The 22,663-nt window shown below is 71.5% G+C and carries 18 protein-coding genes and 2 pseudogenes; 5 read left to right on the forward strand and 15 right to left on the reverse strand.

Features of this window, described 5'->3' with window-relative positions; all coding sequences use genetic code 11:
- Nucleotides 1-101: 101 nt before the first annotated feature.
- Nucleotides 102-1,460: an aspartate aminotransferase family protein gene (locus OG689_RS15015; protein ID WP_266320796.1), complete on the reverse strand. Its 1,359-nt coding sequence runs from the start codon at nt 1,458-1,460 to the stop codon at nt 102-104.
- 216 nt (nt 1,461-1,676) lie between these two features.
- Nucleotides 1,677-3,122 (reverse strand): gamma-aminobutyraldehyde dehydrogenase, encoded by a 1,446-nt coding sequence (locus OG689_RS15020; protein ID WP_266320798.1) that lies wholly within the window; start codon nt 3,120-3,122, stop codon nt 1,677-1,679.
- Between the two features lie 276 nt (nt 3,123-3,398).
- On the opposite strand from OG689_RS15020, the gene OG689_RS15025 reads away from it, so the two are divergent.
- The 4 genes from OG689_RS15025 to OG689_RS15040 all read left to right on the forward strand — a co-directional run bounded on the left by OG689_RS15025 (nt 3,399) and on the right by OG689_RS15040 (nt 7,405).
- Nucleotides 3,399-3,872: an Lrp/AsnC family transcriptional regulator gene (locus tag OG689_RS15025; RefSeq protein ID WP_190212991.1), complete on the forward strand. Its 474-nt coding sequence runs from the start codon at nt 3,399-3,401 to the stop codon at nt 3,870-3,872.
- Nucleotides 3,869-5,260: an aspartate aminotransferase family protein gene (locus tag OG689_RS15030; RefSeq protein ID WP_266320802.1), complete on the forward strand. Its 1,392-nt coding sequence runs from the start codon at nt 3,869-3,871 to the stop codon at nt 5,258-5,260. The genes OG689_RS15025 and OG689_RS15030 overlap by 4 nt, the downstream gene beginning before the upstream one ends.
- 206 nt (nt 5,261-5,466) lie before the next feature.
- Nucleotides 5,467-6,234 carry an ABC transporter ATP-binding protein gene (locus OG689_RS15035; RefSeq protein ID WP_266320803.1) on the forward strand — a complete coding sequence of 256 codons (768 nt, stop codon included), beginning with the start codon at nt 5,467-5,469 and terminating at the stop codon, nt 6,232-6,234.
- Nucleotides 6,235-6,250: 16 nt separating this feature from the next.
- On the forward strand, nt 6,251-7,405 hold the full coding sequence (locus OG689_RS15040; protein ID WP_266320805.1) for a hypothetical protein: 1,155 nt from the start codon (nt 6,251-6,253) through the stop codon (nt 7,403-7,405).
- Nucleotides 7,406-7,481: 76 nt separating this feature from the next.
- Here the strand turns inward: OG689_RS15040 and rlmN are convergent, their stop codons facing one another.
- The 6 genes from rlmN to rpsB form a co-directional block, all read right to left on the reverse strand.
- Nucleotides 7,482-8,582 (reverse strand): 23S rRNA (adenine(2503)-C(2))-methyltransferase RlmN, encoded by a 1,101-nt coding sequence (gene rlmN, locus OG689_RS15045; protein ID WP_266320807.1) that lies wholly within the window; start codon nt 8,580-8,582, stop codon nt 7,482-7,484.
- 145 nt (nt 8,583-8,727) lie between these two features.
- On the reverse strand, nt 8,728-9,759 hold the full coding sequence (locus tag OG689_RS15050) for a phosphatidate cytidylyltransferase (protein ID WP_266327146.1): 1,032 nt from the start codon (nt 9,757-9,759) through the stop codon (nt 8,728-8,730).
- Nucleotides 9,760-10,322: 563 nt separating this feature from the next.
- The gene (gene frr, locus OG689_RS15055) at nt 10,323-10,880 is read right to left on the reverse strand and encodes a ribosome recycling factor (RefSeq protein ID WP_073925896.1); all 558 of its coding nucleotides are present in this window, start codon (nt 10,878-10,880) and stop codon (nt 10,323-10,325) included.
- A gap of 103 nt (nt 10,881-10,983) precedes the next feature.
- The gene (gene pyrH / locus OG689_RS15060) at nt 10,984-11,739 is read right to left on the reverse strand and encodes a UMP kinase (protein ID WP_073925897.1); all 756 of its coding nucleotides are present in this window, start codon (nt 11,737-11,739) and stop codon (nt 10,984-10,986) included.
- Between the two features lie 252 nt (nt 11,740-11,991).
- Entirely contained in the window at nt 11,992-12,831 is an 840-nt protein-coding gene (tsf, locus tag OG689_RS15065; protein ID WP_266320808.1) for a translation elongation factor Ts, read from the reverse strand.
- A gap of 130 nt (nt 12,832-12,961) precedes the next feature.
- Nucleotides 12,962-13,903: a 30S ribosomal protein S2 gene (gene rpsB, locus OG689_RS15070; RefSeq protein WP_266320810.1), complete on the reverse strand. Its 942-nt coding sequence runs from the start codon at nt 13,901-13,903 to the stop codon at nt 12,962-12,964.
- 744 nt (nt 13,904-14,647) lie between these two features.
- Here rpsB and OG689_RS15075 point away from each other — a divergent pair.
- The gene (locus OG689_RS15075) at nt 14,648-15,286 is read left to right on the forward strand and encodes a M23 family metallopeptidase (protein WP_266320811.1); all 639 of its coding nucleotides are present in this window, start codon (nt 14,648-14,650) and stop codon (nt 15,284-15,286) included.
- A 261-nt stretch (nt 15,287-15,547) separates the two neighbouring features.
- On the opposite strand, the pseudogene OG689_RS15080 reads toward OG689_RS15075, so the two are convergent.
- From OG689_RS15080 to OG689_RS15110, 7 genes and pseudogenes are all read right to left on the reverse strand, one after another.
- Nucleotides 15,548-16,108: pseudogene (locus OG689_RS15080) on the reverse strand (TetR/AcrR family transcriptional regulator); the annotation flags it as partial.
- Between the two features lie 141 nt (nt 16,109-16,249).
- Nucleotides 16,250-17,263 (reverse strand): RNA polymerase sigma factor WhiG, encoded by a 1,014-nt coding sequence (gene whiG, locus OG689_RS15085; protein WP_266320812.1) that lies wholly within the window; start codon nt 17,261-17,263, stop codon nt 16,250-16,252.
- Nucleotides 17,264-17,736: 473 nt separating this feature from the next.
- A complete protein-coding gene (gene dprA, locus OG689_RS15090) occupies nt 17,737-18,858 on the reverse strand; it encodes a DNA-processing protein DprA (RefSeq protein WP_266327147.1) in 1,122 nt (373 codons plus the stop codon).
- Nucleotides 18,859-19,201: 343 nt separating this feature from the next.
- Nucleotides 19,202-20,845 carry a YifB family Mg chelatase-like AAA ATPase gene (locus tag OG689_RS15095; RefSeq protein ID WP_266320813.1) on the reverse strand — a complete coding sequence of 548 codons (1,644 nt, stop codon included), beginning with the start codon at nt 20,843-20,845 and terminating at the stop codon, nt 19,202-19,204.
- A gap of 304 nt (nt 20,846-21,149) precedes the next feature.
- A pseudogene (locus OG689_RS15100) lies at nt 21,150-21,410 on the reverse strand (YraN family protein); the annotation flags it as partial.
- 389 nt (nt 21,411-21,799) lie between these two features.
- Nucleotides 21,800-22,126, reverse strand: coding sequence for a DUF2469 domain-containing protein (locus OG689_RS15105; RefSeq protein ID WP_190213000.1), 327 nt, complete (start codon nt 22,124-22,126; stop codon nt 21,800-21,802).
- Between the two features lie 54 nt (nt 22,127-22,180).
- The gene (locus OG689_RS15110) at nt 22,181-22,654 is read right to left on the reverse strand and encodes an NUDIX domain-containing protein (RefSeq protein ID WP_266320816.1); all 474 of its coding nucleotides are present in this window, start codon (nt 22,652-22,654) and stop codon (nt 22,181-22,183) included.
- Between the last annotated feature and the right edge of the window lie 9 nt (nt 22,655-22,663).

Genomic DNA, 22,663 nt, shown 5'->3' on the forward strand with positions numbered 1-22,663 from the left:
TGAGTCGGCCCCGGGCAGGGCGTTGCCCGGGGCCGTACCGATGGGTCCTGATCGTTGCTTGCGGCGTTCCTGGTGCGAGGTGGGTCGGCGGGGTCGGCGGGTCAGACGGTGTGCGCGTCCGTCAGCGACAGCACCTCGTCGAGGACGGCGAGGCCGGTCTTGGCCTCCTCCTCGGTGACGGTGCACGGCGGAACGACGTGGAAGCGGTTCATGTTGACGAAGGGCCACAGGCCGCGCTGCTTGCAGGCGGCGGCCAGCTCGGCCATCGGCGCGTTGGCAGCGCCGGCCGCGTTGTAGGGCACCAGCGGCTCGCGGGTCTCGCGGTTCTTCACCAGGTCGAGCGCCCAGAACACACCGAGGCCGCGGACCTCGCCGATCGAGGGATGGCGCTCGGCCAGCTCCCGCAGGCCGGGGCCGAGGACGTCCTCGCCGATCCGCTTGGCGTTCTCCACGATGCCCTCCTCGGCCATCGCGTTGATCGTCGCGACGGCGGAGGCGCAGGCCAGCGGGTGGCCGGAGTAGGTGAGCCCGCCGGGGAAGGGCCGCTCGGCGAAGGTGGCCGCGATGGCGGGGCTGATCGCCACGCCGCCGAGCGGCACGTAGCCGGAGTTGACGCCCTTGGCGAAGGTCAGCAGGTCGGGGACGACGCCCCAGTTGTCGGCGGCGAACCACTCGCCGGTGCGGCCGAAGCCGGCCATCACCTCGTCCAGGATGAAGACGATCCCGTAGCGGTCGCAGATCTCGCGGACACCCGCCAGGTAGCCGGCCGGCGGGACGAGGACGCCGGCGGTGCCGACCACCGTCTCCAGGATGACCGCCGCGACGGTGTGCGGGCCCTCGAAGGCGATCGTCTCCTCGAGGTGCGCCAGCGCGCGCTCGCACTCCTGCGCCTCGTTCTCGGAGTGGAACGGGGAACGGTAGGCGTACGGGCCCCAGAAGTGCACGATGCCGGAGACGCCGGTCTCGTTGGCCCAGCGGCGCGGGTCGCCGGTGAGGGCGATCGCGTTGGCGGTGGCGCCGTGGTACGAGCGGTAGGTCGACATGATCTTCTGCCGGCCGGTGTGCAGCCGGGCCATCCGGATGGCGTTCTCGACGGCCTCGGCGCCGCCGTTGGTGAAGAAGATCTTGTCCAGGTCGCCGGGGGTGCGCTCGGCGATCAGCCGGGCGGCCTCGCTGCGCGCCTCGACGGCGAAGCCCGGCGCGATGGTGCAGAGCTTGGCGGCCTGCTCCTGGATCGCGGCGACCACCTTGGGGTGCTGGTGCCCGATGTTGGTGTTCACCAGCTGGGAGGAGAAGTCGAGGTAGCGGTTGCCCTCGTAGTCCCAGAAGTACGAGCCCTCGGCCCCGGCCACCGCGAGGGGGTCGATCAGTGCCTGGGCGGACCACGAGTGGAAGACGTGCGCGCGGTCGGCGGCCTTGACTGCCTGCCCGGCGGCTGAGTCAGCGGTGGGGATGCTCATGGCGCAAGCGTAGGGAAGCAGCCGCCTGACGTGCAGCTGCATCTTGTCAGGCGGTCGGCGCGTCGGCCGACAGGCTGACAGGCCGCAGGCCCGGACCGCGGTCGGGCGGACGGCGAGGCGGCCGCGCCGGGTCCGGTCGTGCCGGGGGCCGGACGGCAGGGAGCCGCGCCCGGTCCCGACAGGACCGGACGCGGCGCTCCACGCGGTGCGGCTGCGTCAGATCGCGGTCATGACGTGCTTGACGCGGGTGTAGTCCTCGAAGCCGTAGGAGGAGAGGTCCTTGCCGTAGCCGGACTTCTTGAAGCCGCCGTGCGGCATCTCGGCGACCAGCGGGATGTGGGTGTTGATCCAGACGCAGCCGAAGTCCAGCCGGCGCGACATCCGCATCGCGCGGGCGTGGTCCTTCGTCCAGACCGAGGAGGCGAGCGCGAACTCCACCCCGTTGGCGTAGTCGACGGCCTGGTCCTCGTCGGTGAACTTCTGCACGGTGATGACCGGGCCGAAGACCTCGTTCTGGATGATCTCGTCGTCCTGGTTCAGGCCGGAGACCACGGTCGGGGCGTAGAAGTAGCCGGCCTCGCCGACCCGGTGGCCACCGGACTCGACCTTGGCGTGGGCGGGCAGCCGCTCGATGAAGCCGGACACCTGCTTCAGCTGGTTGGCGTTGTTCAGCGGGCCGTAGAGCACGTCCTCGTCGTCGACGCCGCCGGTCTTGGTCTCGGCGGCGGCCTTGGCGAGGGCCTCCACGAAGGCGTCGTGGATGGACTCGTGCACCAACACGCGGGTGGCGGCGGTGCAGTCCTGGCCGGCGTTGAAGAAGCCCGCCACCGAGATGCCCTCGACGGCCTCCGGGATGTCGGCGTCCTCGAAGACCACGACCGGGGCCTTGCCGCCCAGCTCCAGGTGGACGCGCTTGACGTCCTTGGAGGCGGACTCGGCGACCTGGATGCCGGCGCGCACGGAGCCGGTGATGGAGGCCATCGCCGGGGTGCGGTGCTCGACCATCAGGCGGCCGGACTCACGGTCGCCGCAGATCACGTTGAAGATGCCGGCCGGGAGCTCCAGGTCCTTCAGGATGCCGCCGATGATCTCGGCGAGCAGCACGGTGGAGGCCGGCGTGGTGTCGGAGGGCTTCAGGACGACGGTGTTGCCCGCGGCGATGGCCGGCGCGAACTTCCAGACGGCCATCATCATCGGGTAGTTCCACGGCGCGACCTGGGCGCAGACGCCGACCGGCTCGCGGCGCACGATCGAGGTCATGCCGTCCATGTACTCGCCCGCGGCCTTGCCCTCCAGCAGGCGGGCGGCGCCGGCGAAGAAGCGGATCTGGTCGGCCATCGGGCCGATCTCCTCGGACCTGGTCAGCCCGCGGGGCTTGCCGGTGTTGCGACACTCGGTGTCCACCAGCTCGTCGGCGCGGTCCTCGACCGCGTCGGCGATCTTCAGCAGCAGCTTCTGCCGGGTGCTCGGGGTGGCGTCGCGCCAGATCGGGAAGGCCGCGGCGGCGGAGGCCATCGCGGCGTCCACGTCGGCCGCACCGGACAGCGGGGAGGTGGCGTAGACCTCGCCCGTGGTGGGGTCGACGATCTCCAGCGTGCGGCCGTCCGCCGCATCGACGAACTCACCGTTGATGTAGTTGCGCAGCGTACGAAGGTCGCTCACGGGTCTCTCCTCGGTCTGGGCCTGCGGCGTTGCAGAATCCGGCGCAATGGTACGTCGGCGTCGAGTGGCCGGGTCGGGTTCGGCGCGGTCCACTCGAAGGGTGCGCACGCCTCCGCGCAGCGGCGCGTGTACAGGTACCAGGCTAACCGCTGGACTGTCGTTCTCGACAGGCTCACACCGAAACAGCGATGAAATCCGCATGTGTTTTCCAGGACGACGACGAAATCAGCAGCTCACTCGCTTGCGATTGCGCAGCCCATCAGGCACAGTGGCGACGTGGCCAACCGCGACCGGAACGCCAGCGTTCCACTCGACTCCGCCTCCAAGGCGATCATCGAGCAGCTGCAGGAGGACGGGCGGCGCCCGTACGCCGCCATCGGCAAGGCCGTAGGCCTGTCGGAGGCGGCCGTGCGCCAGCGCGTCCAGAAGCTGCTCGACCAAGGCGTGATGCAGATCGTCGCCGTCACCGATCCCCTCACCGTCGGCTTCACCCGGCAGGCCATGGTCGGGATCAACGTCGAGGGGGACATCGAGCCCGTCGCGGACGCGCTGGCCGCCCTCGACGAGGTCGACTACGTGGTCTGCACCGCGGGCTCGTTCGACCTGCTGGCCGAACTGGTCTGCGAGGACGACGAGCACCTGCTCGAACTGATCAACAAGCGCATCCGCTCGCTTCCCGGCGTGCGGAGCACCGAGAGCTTCGTTTATCTGAAGCTCCGGAAACAGACCTACACCTGGGGCACCCGATGAGCGCCGACCCGGCACAGAAGGACCTTTCGAAGACCGCCTACGACCACCTGTGGATGCACTTCACCCGCATGTCGTCGTACGAGAACTCCCCCGTGCCGACGATCGTCAAGGGCAAGGGCACCTACGTCTGGGACGACAAGGGCAAGAAGTACCTGGACGGGCTCGCCGGCCTGTTCGTCGTCCAGGCCGGCCACGGCCGCGAGGAGCTGGCCGAGGCCGCCGCCAAGCAGGCCAAGGAACTGGCCTTCTTCCCGGTATGGAGCTACGCCCACCCGAAGGCCGTGGAGCTCGCCGAGCGCCTGGCCAACTACGCCCCGGGCGACCTCAACAAGGTCTTCTTCTCCACCGGTGGCGGCGAGGCCGTCGAGACCGCCTGGAAGCTGGCCAAGCAGTACTTCAAGCTGACCGGCAAGCCGACCAAGTACAAGGTCATCTCGCGCGCCGTCGCCTACCACGGCACCCCGCAGGGCGCGCTGTCCATCACCGGCCTGCCGGGCCTGAAGGCCCCCTTCGAGCCGCTGGTGCCGGGCACCCACAAGGCCCCCAACACCAACATCTACCGCGCCCCCGCCTTCCTGGAGCGCGACGGTGTGATCGACCCCGAGGCCTACGGCCGCTGGTGCGCCGACGAGATCGAGGTCGCGATCCTCAACGAGGGCGCCGAGACCGTCGCCGCCGTCTTCGTCGAGCCCGTGCAGAACGCCGGCGGCTGCTTCCCGCCGCCGCCCGGGTACTTCGCCCGCCTGCGCGAGATCTGCGACCGCCACGACGTGCTGCTCGTCTCGGACGAGGTCATCTGCGCCTTCGGCCGCCTCGGCACCATGTTCGGCGCCGACAAGTTCGGCTACCAGCCCGACATGATCACCTGCGCCAAGGGCATGACCTCGGGCTACTCCCCGATCGGCGCCACGATCATCTCGGACCGTCTCGCCGAGCCGTTCTACAAGGGTGACAACACCTTCCTGCACGGCTACACCTTCGGCGGCCACCCGGTCTCCTCCGCGGTGGCGCTGGCCAACCTCGACATCTTCGAGCGCGAGGGCCTGAACCAGCACGTCCTGGACAACGAGGCGAACTTCCTCGGCACCCTGGACAAGCTGCGCGACCTCCCGATCGTCGGCGACGTGCGCGGCAACGGGTTCTTCTACGGCATCGAGCTCGTGAAGGACAAGGTCACCAAGGAGTCGTTCAACGACGACGAGGTCGAGCGCGTGCTCTACGGCTTCCTCTCGAAGGCGCTCTACGACAACGGCCTGTACTGCCGCGCCGACGACCGTGGCGACCCGGTCATCCAGCTGGCCCCGCCGCTGATCTCCGACCAGTCGACCTTCGACGAGATCGAGCAGATCCTGCGGGTCAGCCTCACCGACGCGTGGGCCAAGATCTAGTACCTCCTTCCCCACCCTCCGCCGCAGGGCGGCCCGGCACCTCGCCGGGCCGCCCTGCGGCGTTTCCCTGAGGGCGGACACGCCGTGTTCGTCCGTATTTCGACCCGTTCGGATCCGTGTGCCGCAACCTCTTCGTGTCCTTGTCGTTCTAATCTGACGACTGTCATATCGCGATGAATCACGTTCTGGACCGGCGGAGGAGTTTCATGTCAGCGGCCCCGCCTGACAACGACGTGCTGTGGGCCCGAGGGATCGTCAAGTCCCACCACGGCACTCCCGCCCTGCGCGGCGTCTCACTCGGCGTCCAGGTCGGCGAGGTGCTCGCCGTCACCGGCCCGCGGGGATCCGGCAAGAGCACCCTGCTCGGCTGCCTCTCCGCCCTCCTGCCGGTCGACGAGGGGGAGGTCTGGTTCAACAGCTCCCCCGTGCACACCCTCGGCCGCACCGGCCGGGCCCGGCTGCGCCGCGACCGCTTCGGCTTCGTCGGCTCGCAGCCGCACCTGGTACCGGAACTGACGGCCCGGGAGAACGTCGCCCTGCCCCTGTTGCTGGCCGGCGCCGGCAACAAGGCCGCCTACACGGCCGCCGACGAATGGCTGGAGCGGCTCGACATCGCCGACACCCGCCGGCTGCGGCCCGAACGCCTGGTGCAGAGCCAGCGCCAGCGGATCGCGGTGGCCCGCGCCCTCGCCCCGCTGCCGCCGGTCGTCTTCGCCGACGACCCCACCGCGCCGCTGCACCGCGAGGCCGCCGACCAGGTCCTGCGGATACTGTCCAGCGCCGCCCGCTCGCACCGGCTCACCCTCGTCCTGGCCACCCACGACCCCGAACTCGCCCGGTACGCGGACCGCTCCGTCGCCCTGGCCGACGGGCGTCTGACCGCACCGGCCGCGCCCACACCGGCGCCCGGCACCGGGCCCGTCACGGTCGCCGCCGGCACCGGCTCGTCCGCCGTCCCGGCCACACCCCGGTAGCGCTGAAAGAGTCCTCGTGTTCTATCTCCGCCTCGCCCGGGGCTACCGGGCACCGGACCTCGGCCGCTGGCTGCTCACCGCCGTCACCGGCGCCGTGGTCGCGGCCTTCCTGCTGCGCGCCCTCGGCCGGGCCATGAGCGAGCCGCTCGGCAGCGGCGGCGCCGTCACCCGGCTGCTCTGGTGCCTGCCGCCGCTCGCCGCGGTCGCCTGGTTCGCGGCCGTCGCCGCCCGCGCCGTACCCGGCCAGCGCCCCGAACGGATCACCGGCCTGATCGCCGCCGGCGCCGGACCGGCCCGGATCCGCACCCTGATCGCCGGGGAGACCGCCCTGGCCGGCGCCATCGGCAGCGCCGTGACCCTGCTGCTCTTCCTGATCCTGCGCAACGACATCGCCGGGGCCTCGCTGGCCCCCGAACTCGGCATGGGCGTGGAACTGCCGGCCGCCGCCCCCGTCACCCTGCTCGTCCTGGTCCCGCTGGTCGCCGGCCTGGCGGCCGCGGCCGCCGTCCCCGTCCCGGACACCCTGCCCGGCAGCAGCCCCCGGCCGGGCCCCCGCGGCTTCCACCCGCTGCGCCTCGCCCTGCCCACCGGCCTGACCGTCACCGGCATCGCCCTGGAGCTGTACGGCCTGCGCCCCGGCGCCGCCGAGGACGGCCGCCCCGTGCGGCTCCCGGCCGGTCTCGGCACCAGCAGCCTCGCCGCGGTCGGCGGCTGGGCCCTCACCGCGCTCGGCCTGGCACTGTTCACCGGGCCGCTGCTCGCCTGGGCGGGGCGCCTGCTGGCGATCGCCCGGCCGACCCCGCTGCGGCTGCTCGCCGGACGCGGCCTGACCGCCGAGGCCCGCCGGCTGGGCCCGCCGCTCGCCGTACTCGCGCTGACCCTCGCCGTCGTCCTGACCGTGGTCCGGTACTGGGTGCAGGCGCCGGGCAGCGCCGACGTCCTGCCCGCCGTCGAGGGCGGACTGCTGGTCGGCTGCGCGGTCGCGGCCGTGCTCACCAGGCTGGCCGAGATCCGGACCGCCCGCCGAGAGATCACCGACGCCCTGCTCGACCTCGGCACCCCGCCCCGGCTGCTGTACGGCGCCGTCGCCATACGCACCCTCACCGCGGGGACGGTCCTGCTGCTCACCGGCGGGCTGACCGCCCTGCTGGCCGCCGCCGTCCTGACCTGAGGCGGCAGCCATCCGAACACACGAACGCCCGGGCGGACCGTGAAGGTCCACCCGGGCGTTCGCCTGTCGAGCCGGGTCAGCCGGCCGCCGCGAGCTGGCCGCAGGCGCCGTCGATCTCCTGGCCCCGGGTGTCACGAACCGTGGTCGGCACCCCGTGCGACTGCAGGACCCGGACGAACTCGCGCTCGTCCTCCGGGCGGGAGGCCGTCCACTTCGAGCCCGGCGTCGGGTTCAGCGGAATTAGATTGACGTGCACCCGGTGCTTCTTGATCAGCCGGCCCAGCAGGTCGGCACGCCAGGCCTGGTCGTTGATGTCCTTGATCAGCGCGTACTCGATGGAGATCCGGCGGCCCGACCTCTCGGCGTAATTCCATGCCGCGTCCAGCACCTCGGCGACCTTCCAGCGGGTGTTCACCGGGACGAGCTCGTCGCGCAGCTCGTCGTCCGGGGCGTGCAGCGAGAGCGCCAGACGCACGCTCAGCTCCTCGTCCGCCAACCGGTTCATGGCGGGGACCAGGCCGACCGTCGAGACCGTGATGCCGCGCTGCGACATCCCGAAGCCGTCCGGCGCGGGGTCGGTGAGGCGACGGATCGACTTCAGGACCCGGTTGAAGTTGGCGAGCGGCTCACCCATGCCCATGAACACCACGTTGGACAGCCGCGCCTCGCCGCCCGGGATCTCCCCGGCCTTCAGCGCGCGCATGCCGGCGGCGATCTGCTCGACGATCTCGGCGGTCGACAGGTTGCGGGTCAGGCCCGCCTGGCCGGTCGCGCAGAACGGGCAGTTCATACCGCAGCCGGCCTGCGAGCTGATGCACATGGTGACCCGGTCCGGGTAGCGCATCAGCACCGACTCGACGAGGGTGCCGTCGAAGAGCTTCCACAGCGTCTTGCGCGTGGTGTCGTCGTCGCACGAGACGTGGCGCACGACCGACATCAGCTCCGGCATCAGCGCCTCGGTCAGCTTCTCGCGGCTGGCCGCGGGGATGTCCGTCCACTCGCCCGGGTCGTTGGACATCCGGCCGAAGTAGTGGTTGGACAGCTGCTTGGCGCGGAACGGCTGCTCGCCCAGCTCGGCGACGGCCTCCTTGCGCTCGGCGGGGCTGAGGTCGGCAAGGTGTCGCGGGGGCTTGGCGCCACGCGGCGCGACAAAGGTCAGTTCTCCGGGCTTAGGCATGGTTGTTCAAGTGTCGCAGATGGCAGTGAGTGCCCTCCGCCGACAGCCTGCGCCCCTCGGGTACGGGCCGCCGGGCCCCGCCCCGGACATGCCTCGGGCCCCGGGCGGCCGGCGCCCGAGGCCCATGACAGGACGTGTACGCCGGTCAGCTGCCGACGAAGGCCGCCAGCAGCAGCCAGACCACCGGCGCGGTCGGCAGGAGCGAGTCCAGCCGGTCCATGATGCCGCCGTGGCCGGGCAGCAGCGTGCCCATGTCCTTGATGCCCAGATCGCGCTTGATCATGGACTCGCCCAGGTCCCCGAGCGTCGCGGTCACGGCCGCGCAGCCGCCCAGGACCAGGCCCTGCCACCAGCTGCCGTCGTCGATGATCAGCTGCATCAGCAGCGCGCCCGCCAGCATCGACAGCGCCACGCCGCCGGCCAGACCCTCACGTGTCTTGCCGGGACTGATCGTCGGCGCGAGCTTGGTCCGGCCGAACTTGTACCCGACCGCGTACGCCCCGGTGTCACTGCAGACGGTGACGATCAGGAAGAGCACGATCCGCTGCGGGCCGTCGTCCGCCGCCAGCATCATCGCGACGAAAGTCGCCAGGAAGGGCACGTAGAAGGCGGTGAAGATACCGGCCGTGACGTCGCGGAGGTAGTTCTCCGGCGGTGCGGACATCCGCCAGACCATCACCGCGAGACCGGTCAGCGCGAGCGAGGCGGCCGCCCACTCCACCCCGGCCCAGTAGCCCGTCGAGAGCATCGCGACGCTGCCCGCGACCAGCGGGATCAGCGGAGCCTTGATCTCCTTGCGCTCGGTCAGCCGGCTGGACAGCTCCCAGACGCCCACCACGACGGCTGCCATCACGACGAACAGGAAGAGCGCCTTCACGACGAACAGCGAGGCGATGATCACCGCGCCGAGGCCGACCCCGACGCCTATCGCGGCCTGGAGGTTACGGCCGCCGCGCTGCTTGCGAGGCTGCGGGTCGGGCTGGGCCACTGGTGTCTCCTGCCCTGGGTAGGACGGCACGGGGTGGTGCTGCGCGGAATGGTGCTGCGCCGGGTGGTGCTGTGCGGTGTGCTCCTGCCCCGGGTACTGCTGCGGCGAGGGCTGACCCTGCTGCGGGTGCTGCGGGTACTGCGACGGGCCGCCCTGCGGCGGTTGCTGCGGCTGTGGCGGCGGCTGCAGTTGCTGGTGCTGCGACTGGTGCGGCTGGTCCGGCTGTTGCGGCCCGGGGTACGAACCGCCCGCGCCGAACCCGCCGTCGGACGGCTGCGCGGCCTCCGGCCTGCGATGCGCCGCCCGCTGCGGCCCGGAGTGCCGCGGCGCGGACGGCTGCGCCGGCCCGTCGAGCAGGCCGGTGATCGGTGGCAGGACCACCGTCTCCTCCACCGAGGGCAGACCGGACGCCGGCTGCTCGTCACGGAACAGCGGGCCGCTGAGGCGGCCCGGCACGCGCGTCTGCTGCTGGTCCTGGTGCTGCCCGTGCCCCTGGACGGGGCGGTCGGGGGCGCCGGCCGGCCGGTACGGCTCGGGCGGAGTCACCCGGGGGTTCTCCTGGCCGGAGCCGTCCTGGACTGGGCGCATGAACTGAGTCTGCGCCGCATCGTCGCCCCAGTACACCGGGGGCTGCTGCGAGTGACCCATTTGGTGCTGGTCACCCGCAGCAGACGACGGCGCGGCGGGGTACGGCGGCAGGTACTGCTGGTCGGATGAGCCCCAGTAGCCAGGGGCGTCAGGGGCGTCGTTCATCAGACTTCGAGCAGCTCGGCTTCCTTGTGCTTCAGCAGCTCGTCGACCTGCGCGACGAAACGCGCGGTGAGGTCGTCCAGCTCCTTCTCGGCGCGGCGGCCCTCGTCCTCGCCGTGCTCGCCGTCCTTCACCAGCTTGTCGATGGTGTCCTTGGCCTTGCGGCGCACGGAACGGATGGAGACCTTGGCGTCCTCTCCCTTGCCGCGCGCGACCTTGATGTACTCCTTGCGGCGTTCCTCGGTCAGCTGCGGGAACGACACCCGGATGATGGAGCCGTCGTTCGACGGGTTGACGCCCAGGTCGGAGTCGCGGATCGCGGTCTCGATGTTGCGCAGGGCGGTCTTGTCGAACGGCGTGATGATCGCCATCCGCGGCTCCGGCACGGCGAACGAGGCGAGCTGGTTGATCGGCGTCAGGGCGCCGTAGTAGTCCGCCACGATCTTGGCGAACATCGCCGGGTGGGCCCGGCCGGTGCGGATGGCGCCGAAGTCGTCCTTGGCGACGGCGACGGCCTTCTCCATCTTCTCCTCAGCTTCGAGGAGGGTCTCTTCGATCACGGTCTGCTCCCTGTCCGGTGTGCCTTGATGCCGTACTGATGTCCCGTCGGGCCCGTCACGCTCCGGGCCGACGGCTTGCTGCTGCGGCCGACGTGCAGGCTGCTCAGGCCCGGACGGAATCCTGGCTGATGAGCGTGCCGATCTTCTCACTCTTCACGGCGCGGGCGATATTGCCCTCGGCCAGCAGCTCGAAGACCAGCATCGGCAGGTTGTTGTCCTTGCACAGCGTGATCGCGGTGAGGTCGGCGACCTTGAGGTCGCGTGCGATGACCTCGGAGTACTCCAGGGCGTCGAACTTGACCGCCTCCGGGTTGGTCCGCGGGTCGGCGTCGTAGACACCGTCCACACCGTTCTTGCCCATCAGCAGCACCTCGGCGTGGATCTCCAGCGCGCGCTGGACCGCCGTGGTGTCGGTGGAGAAGTACGGCATGCCCATACCCGCGCCGAAGATCACCACGCGGCCCTTCTCCAGGTGCCGGACGGCGCGCAGCGGCAGGTAGGGCTCGGCGACCTGGCCCATCGTGATGGCGGTCTGGACCCGGGTCTCGATGCCTTCCTTGATCAGGAAGTCCTGGAGGGCGAGGCAGTTCATCACGGTGCCGAGCATGCCCATGTAGTCGGAACGGGCCCGGTCCATGCCGCGGACCTGGAGTTCGGCGCCGCGGAAGAAGTTGCCACCACCGATCACCACCGCGACCTCGGTACCGGCGCGGACCACCGTGGCGATCTCACGCGCGATCGCGTGCACGACGTCCGGGTCGACGCCGAGGCCGCCGCCACCGGCGAACGCCTCACCGGACAGCTTGAGCAGAACCCGGCGGCGCCGGACTTCCTGCGCGGTCTCCTGCGTCTCCTGCATGGACTTCTCCTTCTACACCTGCTGATTCACAGGCCCGGGCGTGCGGGTCCCCGACCTGCGCGTACACGCGAGGAGGCCACTGCCGCGGGAACCGGTACGGTGTCCTGCACGGCAATGGCCTCCTCGTCGTTCATGGTGCCGACGTGCCCCCTGGGGGTGCGGAGAGCCCGATCGGCGCGTTCCTTCCCGTCCTGGTCAGTGGACGGGGGTGGTTCCTAGCCTATGCGGGCCGGAACCTCCGTGGAACGTGGCTCAGGCGCCGACGCGGAAGCGCGCGAAACGCTTGAGGGCGACGCCGTTCTCCTCGAGAACCTTGGCGACGGACTTCTTGCTGTCCTTCGCGAAGGCCTGCTCCAGGACGGAGTTCTCCTTGACGAAGCCGGTGACGCGACCCTCGACGATCTTCGGCAGGGCAGCCTCGGGCTTGCCCTCCTCACGAGCGGTGGCCTCGGCGACGCGACGCTCGTTCTCGAGGTCCTCGGCCGGGATGTCCTCGCGGGAGAGGTACTTCGGCGCGAAAGCCGCGATGTGCTGCGCGACGTCCTTGGCGACCACGGCGTTCTCGGTGTCGAGCTCGACGAGGACACCGATGGTCGGCGGGAGGTCCGGGTCCGACTTGTGCAGGTAGACCGCGACGTAGCTGTCAGCGTCGAACTGCGCGAAGCGGCGGAAAACGATCTTCTCGCCCAGGGAGGCGTTGGCCTCGTCCACGAACTGCTGGACGGTCTTGCCGGCCTCGATCTCGCTGGCCAGCGCGGCCTCGATGTCGGCCGGGGAGGTGGCGGCGACGTGTGCGGCGATCGCGTTGGCGACCTCGACGAACTTGCCGCCCTTGGCGACGAAGTCGGTCTCGCAGTTCAGCTCGACCAGGACGCCGGACTTGTTGCCCTCGGCGATCAGCGCGGCGACGGCGCCGTTGGAGGCGTCACGGCCCTCGCGCTTGGCGACGCCCTTCTGACCCTTGATGCGGAGCTGCTCGACGGCCTTCTGGACGTCGCCGTCGGCCTCGACGAGAGCGTTCTTGCAGTCCAGCATGCCGGCGCCGGTGAGCTCACGGAGCTTCTTGACGTCCGCGGCGGTGTAGTTCGCCATGGTGTGAATCTCTTCTCGCGTCTCGCGTGTCTGCGTGGGGTTGTACCGGGGCTGGTGGTTCAGCCCCGGCACGGGAGAGAGGGGCACCTACCGGTGTCGTACCGGCGGGTGCCCCTCGCCCTTGGGTACGTCAGGCCTGCTCGGCCTCGGCGGCCGGAGCCTCGGTGGCCTCGGCGGCGGGGGCCTCGGCGGCGGGGGCCTCGGCAGCGGGGGCCTCGGCAGCGGGGGCCTCGGCCTCGGCGGCGGGAGCCTCAGCCTCGACGGCGACCTCGGCGGCCGGGGCCTCCTCGGCCTTCTTCTCGCCCTCGATGAGGTCCTTCTCCCAGTCGGCCAGCGGCTGGTCGGCGCCCGGCTCGGCCTTGACGTCGCCCTTCGCAACACCGGCGCGGGCCTTGAGGCCCTCGGCGACGGCGTCGGCGATCACGCGGGTCAGCAGCGTGACGGAGCGGATCGCGTCGTCGTTGCCCGGGATCTTGTAGTCGACCTCGTCGGGGTCGCAGTTGGTGTCGAGGATGGCGACGACCGGGATGTTGAGCTTCCGGGCCTCGCCGACCGCGATGTGCTCCTTCTTGGTGTCGACGATCCAGACAGCGCTGGGAACGCGCTGCATGTCACGGATACCGCCAAGGGTCTTCTCGAGCTTGGTGTGCTCGCGCTCGAGGACCAGGAGCTCCTTCTTGGTGAGACCGGAGCCGGCCACGTCCGAGAAGTCGATCTCGCCGAGCTCCTTCATCCGCTGAAGGCGCTTGTAGACCGTCTGGAAGTTGGTCAGCATGCCGCCGAGCCAGCGCTGGTTCACGTAGGGCATGCCCACGCGGGTGGCCTGCTCGGCGATGGCCTCCTGGGCCTGCTTCTTGGTGCCGACGAAGAGGACGCTGCCGCCGTGGGCAACCGTCTCCTTGACGAACTCGAAGGCGCGGTCGATGTAGTTCAGCGACTGCAGCAGGTCGATGATGTAGATGCCGTTGCGCTCCGTGAAGATGAAGCGCTTCATCTTCGGGTTCCAACGACGGGTCTGGTGACCGAAGTGGACGCCGCTCTCCAGCAGCTCCCGCATCGTGACGACGGCCATGGCCGTGCTCCTCGGTGTTACGCCCGGCGCTGGCGTTTCCGCGGTTGCCGGGTCGGGCTCGGTTTGTCCGCGACGGCCAGGTGACCGCCACGCCTGACGCCCCGAACGTGCCGAGCCGCTGCGGCCTGGGCGGTCGGAACCGCGTCAGGCTCGGCGGACCGAGCGGCACTCGCACCTGGCGACGGCGGCGGTGAAACCGCTGCTTTCGACCGGTGGCGGGGCGTGCGAAGTCGACCCGGCAGACCGGGTCGCGTGTGAAGTGTACGGGAAGCGCCGAGCGGGCGGCGACTCGAAGCGTTGCGCGGGCCCCGGGACAGGGCGGATCCCGCACTGTCGGAGCACCCTCGGTGGCCCCGGGCCGGGCTCGCCTCACCCGTTCGGACGGCTGATCGGACACGGGGATCGATCGGACACGATGGGTCGGGTGGTCGGGTCGGTGATCGGTGGTCGGGTCGGTGATCGGTGGTCGGGTCGGTGGTCGGGCGGTCGGGTCGGTGGTCGGGCGGTCGGGTCGGTGGTCGGGCGGTCGGGTCGGCGGTCGGGCGGTCGTTGAGTCGAGCGGGTAGGTCAGCAGGTGGGTCGGCCTGCCGGTGTTGGGCAGGCCGGTAGGCGGGCGGACGGCGAGTGGGGCGGTAGGCGTGGGGCGGTTGCGGGTCGGTGCCGGGGTTGTCCACAGGGGCCGGTTGTCCACAGGTTCACGGCGGGGGCTGGTGACCGCGGCCGGTCGCCGCGACCCTCGTCCGCATGGCCCCTCACCTGAAGCTCGTCCCTCCCGTGTCCTGCTGCGCCGGCTCGGCCCTGCCGCCGAGGCCGGACCGCCCCCGGCACACGGTGCTGCTCGCCCTGCTGCTCGCGGCAGTGTTCCTTCTGACGCTCCCCGGACCGCTGGCACACGCGCTGCCCGCGCGAGTGCCTCACGCGGAAGTGGGCCCGGTTCACGCGGCCGCGCCACCCTTGCCCACCGAGCGGGCCTGGCCGGTGGGCGGCCCCGCCGACCTGCTCCGCCGGTTCGACGCGCCGGCCACCAAGTGGGCGGCCGGCCATCGCGGGGTCGACCTGGCAGCCGTGGCGGGCAGCGAGGTACGGTCCGCGGCGCCCGGGGTGGTGACCTTCTCCGGCGTGGTCGCGGGACGTCCCGTGGTCACGGTGAGCCATCCCGGCTCGGGAACCCCGCCGCTTCGTACGACCTACCTGCCCGTTGCCGGAACCCTCCCGGTCGGTACGCAGGTGAGCGCGGGCATGCCCGTCGGACTGCTCACCCCGGGACTCGGACACTGCGCCGAAGGTTGCCTCCACTGGGGTCTGCTGCGTGGCGACCGCTACCTCGATCCGCTGGCGCTGCTCGGCACCGGGACGGCCCGCTTGCTCCCGCTCCACAGCTGAGCCTGCGCGCGATCCGTCCCCAGGGGCCGGCCCGCTCGCGAGACTCGCGAGCGCTTCCCGAGCCGGGTACGAGCAGGGCCGGACCTGTGCGACTGCCAGGGGCTCCGCTGTCTAGGCGAGCGACCCGGGGCTGCCGGACTCGGGGCTACCGGACTTGGGGCTACCGGGCTCCGAACTGCCAGGCTTGGGGCTGGCCGCCGGGCGCGCGTCGGTACCCGGGGCGCTGCGCCGGGCCTCGCCCGTTGCGACGGTGCGCGTCCCGAGCCCGTGGAGTGCCAGGGCGACGGCAGCGTCCGCGATCTCCTGCGACTCTTCGCCCGAGCCGGAGGCGGCGCTGCGCTCGCAGCGCTTCACCGCGGCTTCCACCACACCCTGAAGCAGGGCCGCGGCCAGCCGCGGCCGGTCGTGCCCGAGATCGTCGAGCGCCTGGACCACCAGCCCGACGAGTCTGCCGTGCGCGGCCCGGATCCGCTCCCGCGCGGCCTCGTCCAGTTCCAGGGCCGAGATCGCCACGACCGCCCGGTGCCGGGGGTCCCCCGCAAGCGCGAGCTGACCGCGGACATAGGCCTCGATGCGGTCGGCCGCGTGGTCGCACCCGGCCATGCCGGCCTCGATCTCGGCCGCCCAGAGCGGGAAGTCCACCTCGCACAGCGCCTCGACCACGGCGGCGCGGGAACGGAAGTACTCGTAGACCGAACTACGGGCCAGCCCGGTGCGCGCCGCGAGTGCGGGGAACGTCAGGGCGTCCATCCCACCTTCGGTGAGCAGGCTGCGGGCAGCATCGAGAAGGGCTGCCCGCTGCAGGTGGCGATGCTCGGCCAAGGTGGCTGCTCGGATCTTCGGCACGGCTCCACTGTACGGAGCCCGCCGCCCCGCCGGAACGGTGCCGCGCTACCCGCGCCGCCCAGGGCGGCGACGGCCGGCGAAACGCCGGTCGCGGCCCGCCCGTCAACGCAGCCGGGCTCAGCGGATGTCGGACAGCTTCGCCCTCAACTGCAGGACCGACTTGGTGTGGATCTGGCTCACCCTGCTCTCGGTCACGCCGAGCACCTGGCCGATCTCCGCGAGCGTCAAACCCTCGTAGTAGTACAGCGTCACCACGGTCTTCTCCCGCTCCGGGAGCGTGTTGATCGCATTGGCCAGCAACCGTCGCAGCTCGCGGTCCTCGGCGACCGCGACCGGGTTGTCGGCGCCGCGGTCCTCCAGGACGTCCACCAGGCTCAGCCGGTCGCCACCCTCCACTGCCGGATGCAGCAGCTCGTCCAGGGCGACGACGTTGGCGAGCGAGAGCTGACTGAAAATGGCGTGCAGGTCCTCGATGGCGATGCCCATCTCGGCCGCCACCTCGGGCTCGTGGGGTGTCCGGCGGAGCTTCGCCTCCAGCGTCGCGTACGTCCGTTCGACGGCTTTGGCCTTCTGCCGCACCGATCGCGGGATCCAGTCCAGTGCCCGAAGCTCGTCGATGATCGCGCCACGGATACGACTGATGGCGTACGTCTCGAACTTGATCGCGCGGTCGATGTCGAACTTCTCGATGGCGTCGATCAGCCCGAAGACTCCGGAGGAGACGAAGTCGGCCTGTTCGACGTTGGCGGGCAGGCCCACGCCCACCCGGCCGGCCACGTACTTGACCAGCGGGGAGTAGTGAAGGATCAGCTGCTCCCGCAGACGCGCGTCGCCGGTCTCCTTGTAGGAGCGCCAGAGGGCGTCCAGCGCGGTGCGGTCCACCCCGCCCGTCTCCCGCCGGGCCGCGGGGGCCCGGCCGGATCCGGGTGCGGTGCGCGGCGACGTCGCGGCCTTGACCGCCGACCGGCCCGAACGCGGCGGCTCCGCACGACCTGCCGTACGCGCCCCGCCCTCGGCCGGCAGGACGTCGGTCGCCGTCGGCGCTGCGGTGTCGGCCGGCGCGGCGCTGTCGCTCGGCGCAGCGTCGGCGACGCCGGCTGCGCCGAGCGTGCCCGCGGTGCCGACGGCCATCTCGATGGCGCCGGCCGAGTCAGCCGTGGCGGCTGCGCCGGCAGGAGCGACGGCCGTGGCGGGAGGGGCCGCTGCCGCCGGGGCCGAGGGTGGTGCGAGCGGGAGGGTCGGTGCGGCCGGTGCGGTTTCGGCCGATGTGCCGCCTGCGGTGGCTCGCCCGCTCTGCCGGGCCAACCCCATCGCGCCCAGCGTCTTCGGCTGGAGGTCGGCCCCGGAACGTGTCTCGGTCCTCGGCCCTCCCGAGGACCGACCGCTGCCGGTCACCCTGTGTCCGGGAATGTGTGTGGGCATACGTTGGTCTGCGCCATTCTGCCGAGTCGTGTGCTGATAGGGAAGCCAATGGCGAGCGTAGCGTGACCGACTCACTGCAATGCGCTACCGCCACTCGGTCGTCCCCCGATCCGGTGGCGTCCCGGCCGCACCCCTGGGCGGTGCGCCCCGACGCTCGCGACGGGCGGAACAACCCCGCCGGATCACCTCCCGCGGACCAGCCTCCAGTGCGCCCCGGACCGCTCGACGAATCCCAACGAGCCCAGTTCGTAGAGGCGTTGCAGAACTTCGTCCGGCGGCAGCCCGGACTCCCGTGCCAGCCGCTCGACCGGTGCCCCCTCGGCGGTCGCCGGTACGGCTTCGAGGACTCTGGCGACCGCCGGCTCCAGAAGATCCCGAGGCAGAACCGGCCCGGCGCGGCGCGGCGCCAGGTCGTCACCGATCGCCCCGATCAGCTCACCGATCTCGGCCGCGTCGGTGACCAGGGTGGCGGCGCCGCTACGGATCAGCGCATGCACACCGGCCGAGAGCTCGGAGGTGACGGGGCCGGCGACACCCATGGTGTGCCGGTTGAGATCGCGGGCGCGCCGCGCCGTGCTGAGCGCCCCGCTGCGCATGGCCGCCTCGACCACCACCGTGCCCCGGGTCAGGGCTGCGATGACCCGGTTGCGCAGGACGAAGCGAAAGCGGTTCGGGTGCTCCCCCGGCGGGAGTTCGCTGAGCAGCAACCCCTGCTCGGAGATCCGGCGGATCAGCTCCGTATGCCCATGCGGGTAGGACATGTCGACCCCGCAGGCGAGCACACCGATGGTGAGCCCTCCGACCGCGAGTGCCCCCCGATGCGCGGCGGCGTCGATCCCGTACGCCGCGCCGGACACCACCACCCACCCGCGCTCGGCGAGCTGCGCTCCCAACTCCCCAGCCACGTGCGCGCCGTAACCGGTGCAGGCGCGGGCGCCGACCACCGAGACCGAACGCAGGGCCAGCAGCCGCAGTGAGCCGGTGCCGATAACCCAGAGCCCGATGGGTCTCCCCGAGCCGAGATCGTCCAGTTGGCTGGGCCATTCCGTGTCCCCCGGAATGATGAAGCGGCCACCACGGGTTCGTACCCGTTCCAGGTCCGCCGACGGATCCACCCCGGTCAACCGTGCGCGGTAGGAGGCCAGCCGCCCCGGGTCGAGATCCGGTTCGTCGGGCGCCCGGTTGTCGCGGATGCAGGCCACCACCGTGGCCGCCTCGGCCCGGGCCAGCCATCGGCCGAGGACGGCGTCGCCGGGCTCACTGAGTCTGCTGAGCGCCGCTCTGGCCAGCCGCTCCCGCTCGATCTGCGGGGGTGCGCCGCACTCCGGCCCGGACTTCGTCCCGGGCTCGGCCGATGCCGGTCCGGCCCTCGACGCCCGACCGGGGCCGGGCTGGTCCGTCGCGGGTCGAGCGGCCCCGGCCCGAGCGGCTCCGGCCTGAACGGCGGTGGGGCGAACAGGCGTGGATCGATCTGCCGTCGGTTGAACAGCTGTGGACTGGGCCGATGCCGCTTCGTCGGGTGCGTGCTGACGGGTGGTCCGGGTAGTGCGGTTCACCGTCACCTCCATGGTTGACCTTCGGTCAGTGCTGAGTAAGGGGTGGTGGGGCCTCGACCCCGGACTTCGCCGGGCGGGCAGTTGGGTCGGGTCAGGCCCGCCGAGAGCCGGCCGGACGCTGTGAGCCGGCGGTTCGCCCCGCGAGCGGGAGCCCGTGATCGACTCCGGTGCGCAGGACGAGTGCGGTGCGCAGATCACGTTGGTCGGGTCGCTGCCGCCCCGCGAGATCGGCCACCGTCCAGGCCACCCGGAGCACCCGGTCCAGCCCGCGGGCGGTGAGCAGACCTCGTTCCAACTGGCTCGCGGCCTCGGTCATCGCGCCCGGCGCCAGTTCCCAGCGGGTGCGCAGATGGTGGCCCGGCACCTCCGCGTTCGTCCGCCACGGGGTGTCGGCCAGGCGCGCGGCCGCGCGGTTCCGGGCCTCCCGCACCCGGGCCGCGACCGTCGCGGTGGTCTCCGCCGTACTGTCGTGCTCCATCAGCTCGGCCCGGGTCACGGGGGCCACCTGTACCTGCAGGTCGACCCGGTCCAACAGCGGGCCCGACAACCTGCCCTGGTAGCGGTTCACCATGACGGATGTGCATTCGCAACCGCCGCCGCGCAAGGAGTGCCGGCCGCACGGGCAGGGGTTGGCGGCCAAGCAGAGCAGGAATCTGGCGGGCAACCGAAGCGAGCCGGCCGATCTGGCGATCACCACCTCGCCGGACTCCAGCGGTTGGCGCAGCGCGTCCAACACCCGGACGGGAAATTCCGGCGCCTCGTCCAGGAAGAGCACGCCGCGATGGGCCAGTGAGACCGCGCCCGGTCTGGGAAGCCCGCTGCCGCCCCCGACGATGGCGGGCATGGTGGTGGAGTGGTGCGGGGCGCAGTACGGCGGGCCGGCGATCAGCGGGCGCCCGGGTGGCAGGAGACCGGCGACGGAATGGACCGCTGTGACCTCCAGCGCCTCGGACTGCGTGAGCGGTGGGAGCAGGGCCGGCAATCGCTCGGCCAACATCGTCTTGCCTGCTCCCGGCGGCCCTTTGAGGTAGAGGTGATGGCCTCCGGCGGCCGCGATCTCCAGTGCGCGACGGGCCTCGTACTGGCCGGCGACATCGGCGAGGTCGACCGGCGCACTCGCCTGCCCCGCGAGCCCTCGCATCCCCGAGCCGGGCAGCATCAGCCCGGCCAGCATCGGATCGGGGCGCCCGGCCACGGTGTCGTCGGCCTCCTCCGGTACCGGCGCGTTGGTGAGGACGGCGATCAGCTGGCGAAGGCTGCGGACGCCGATGACGGAGACCCCGGGGACGAGAGCGGCCTCGGCTGCGGTCTGCTCCGCCACCACGACCTGCCGGTAGCCGGCCTCGGCTGCGGCGAGTACGGACGGCAGCACCCCTCGTACGGGTCGCACCCGGCCGTCCAGGCCGAGCTCCCCGATGATCAGAAGCTCCGCGATGGTGGAGGGATCGAGCCGTTCCGCGGCCGCCAGCACGGCGCAGGCGACGGCGAGGTCGAATCCGCTGCCACTCTTGGGTACCGAGGCGGGACTCAGGCCTACGGTCAGTTTGCGCTGGGGCCAGGGCTCGCCACTGTTGACGACCGCGGCCCGGACCCGGTCCCGGGCCTCCGACAGCGCCTTGTCCGGCAGCCCGACCAGACTGAACGCCGCAACTCCCGGTTCGAGGTCGGCCTGGACCTCGACCACGACGCCGTCGACGCCGACCAGGGCGACCGAGCAGGTGCGTGCGAAGGCCATGTCACACCACCCCGCGGAGGTGTTCCACGGTGGCCGCGCCCCTGATCCGGTTGATCACAGCCACCAGGTCGATCCGTACACCACCGGGCGGTGGCGGGGCCGGCCACGGCGCGTCGGCAGCAGCCCCCGCCGCACGGCTGTTCCCGCCGCGCTCCTCCCGACCGGGCGGGCTCGTACCGGAAGCGCCTGCGTCCAGGGGGCTCGCATCGGGTCCCTGCGCCCCGGCGGCCATGGCGAGGGAACGGCCCGTGCCAGGGATGCTCACGCCCTCCGCCAAGGCGGCGAAGTGGACGGGCCAACGCTCGGCGAGCCAGCGTTCGGCCAACCGCCGCAAGCGGTCGGCCTTGACCCCGTCGATGGCCTCGGTGGGCTGCTGGAAGCTCCGTTCGGAGCGGGTCTTCACCTCGCAGACGGCCAAGGTCTCGCCGTCCAGTGCGACGATGTCCAGCTCGCCCTCGGCGCAGCGCCAGTTCCGTTCGAGGATGCGCAGCCCGTCCGCGACGAGCCGGCGGGCCGCGACCTGTTCGCCGTAGCGGCCCAGCCCGTTGTTGGTACTTCGGTCCACCTCGGCACCGCGGTCGGCCGATCGAGGGGCGGCGACCGGCGTGCGGGCATCGGGCGGCGCGCCCTGCCCCCCGTCCTGCGACGGTTCCCCGGACCCGCTGGTGCCGGGCTTTCGTGCGGTGGCTGCGGCCGCCCGCCTCGGCCGGCTGCCCTCGCTCCGCGTGGTGCTCCGACGTACCGGCGGCTTGGTCCGCCGGGTGCCCTCGGTCGTGCCCTGCTGGGTGTCCTGCATGATGACCACCTCCGGCCACGGAGGCTGCCCGGTCCGGCCGAGGTGGTCCAGAGGATGCGGTTTTCCTGTGGACAACCAGGGGGTGTGGATAACTCTTGTCACCCACAGGAGTGAGGAATCGGATCACCCCTGGACATCGGCCCGCAGGCGGTCCACCGTCAGTTGCCGAAGCCCGAGTCGTCGGAGGGCAGCTCCAGATCGCTCTTCGCCAGCTCTTCGATGTTGACGTCCTTGAACGTCAGCACTCTGACCTTGCGGACGAATCGGGCGGGCCGGTACATGTCCCAGACCCAGGCATCGGCCATCGACACCTCGAAGAACACCTCGCCCTGGAGCGAGTGGACCTGCAGCTCGTAGTCGTTCGTGAGATAGAAACGCCGTTCGGTCTCGATCACGTACTTGAACAGGCCGACAACGTCCCGGTACTCCCGGTAGAGCTTGAGCTCCATCTCGGTCTCGTACTTTTCGAGATCCTCGGCACTCATTCAGGCGTCCCCTCAACTCGTCAGTCCACCCATTGTGGACCACCACACCCGTCATCAGAGCCGTACTGGAGTGACTGGCGGCCCATCCGCCAGCAGGCGCTCCAGGAACCCCGCCAGTCCGACCGGGTAGACGGTCTCCGCCGTGTCCCGCAGCTCCGCCACCGTCCACCAGCGTGACTCCAGCAACTGGGCGTGCTCCTCCGCCCCGGAGCCCGAGGAGTCGACCGTCGTGCACGCGGTACGGGCCAGGAGAAAGCACTGATCCTGCTCGAACCGCTGCCCCCGGAAGGAGAAAGTCACCGTGCCGTACGCCACCAGCGGGCCCATTGCCACCTCGCGCAGACCCGTCTCCTCGGCCAGCTCCCGCAGCGCGGCCTCGCGCGCTCCCTCGCCCGGTTCCAGGCCGCCGCCCGGGGTGACCCACCAGGTCAGCTCCGGGACGGACGGGTCGAACCCTCGGAAGAGCAGCAGTCGGTCCTGGTCGTCGAGCAGCAGGACGCGCGCCGCCTTCCGCCGTTGCGTCGCCATGCCCGTCCC

This window comes from Kitasatospora sp. NBC_00240 (genome assembly GCF_026342405.1).
Lineage (GTDB): Bacteria > Actinomycetota > Actinomycetes > Streptomycetales > Streptomycetaceae > Kitasatospora.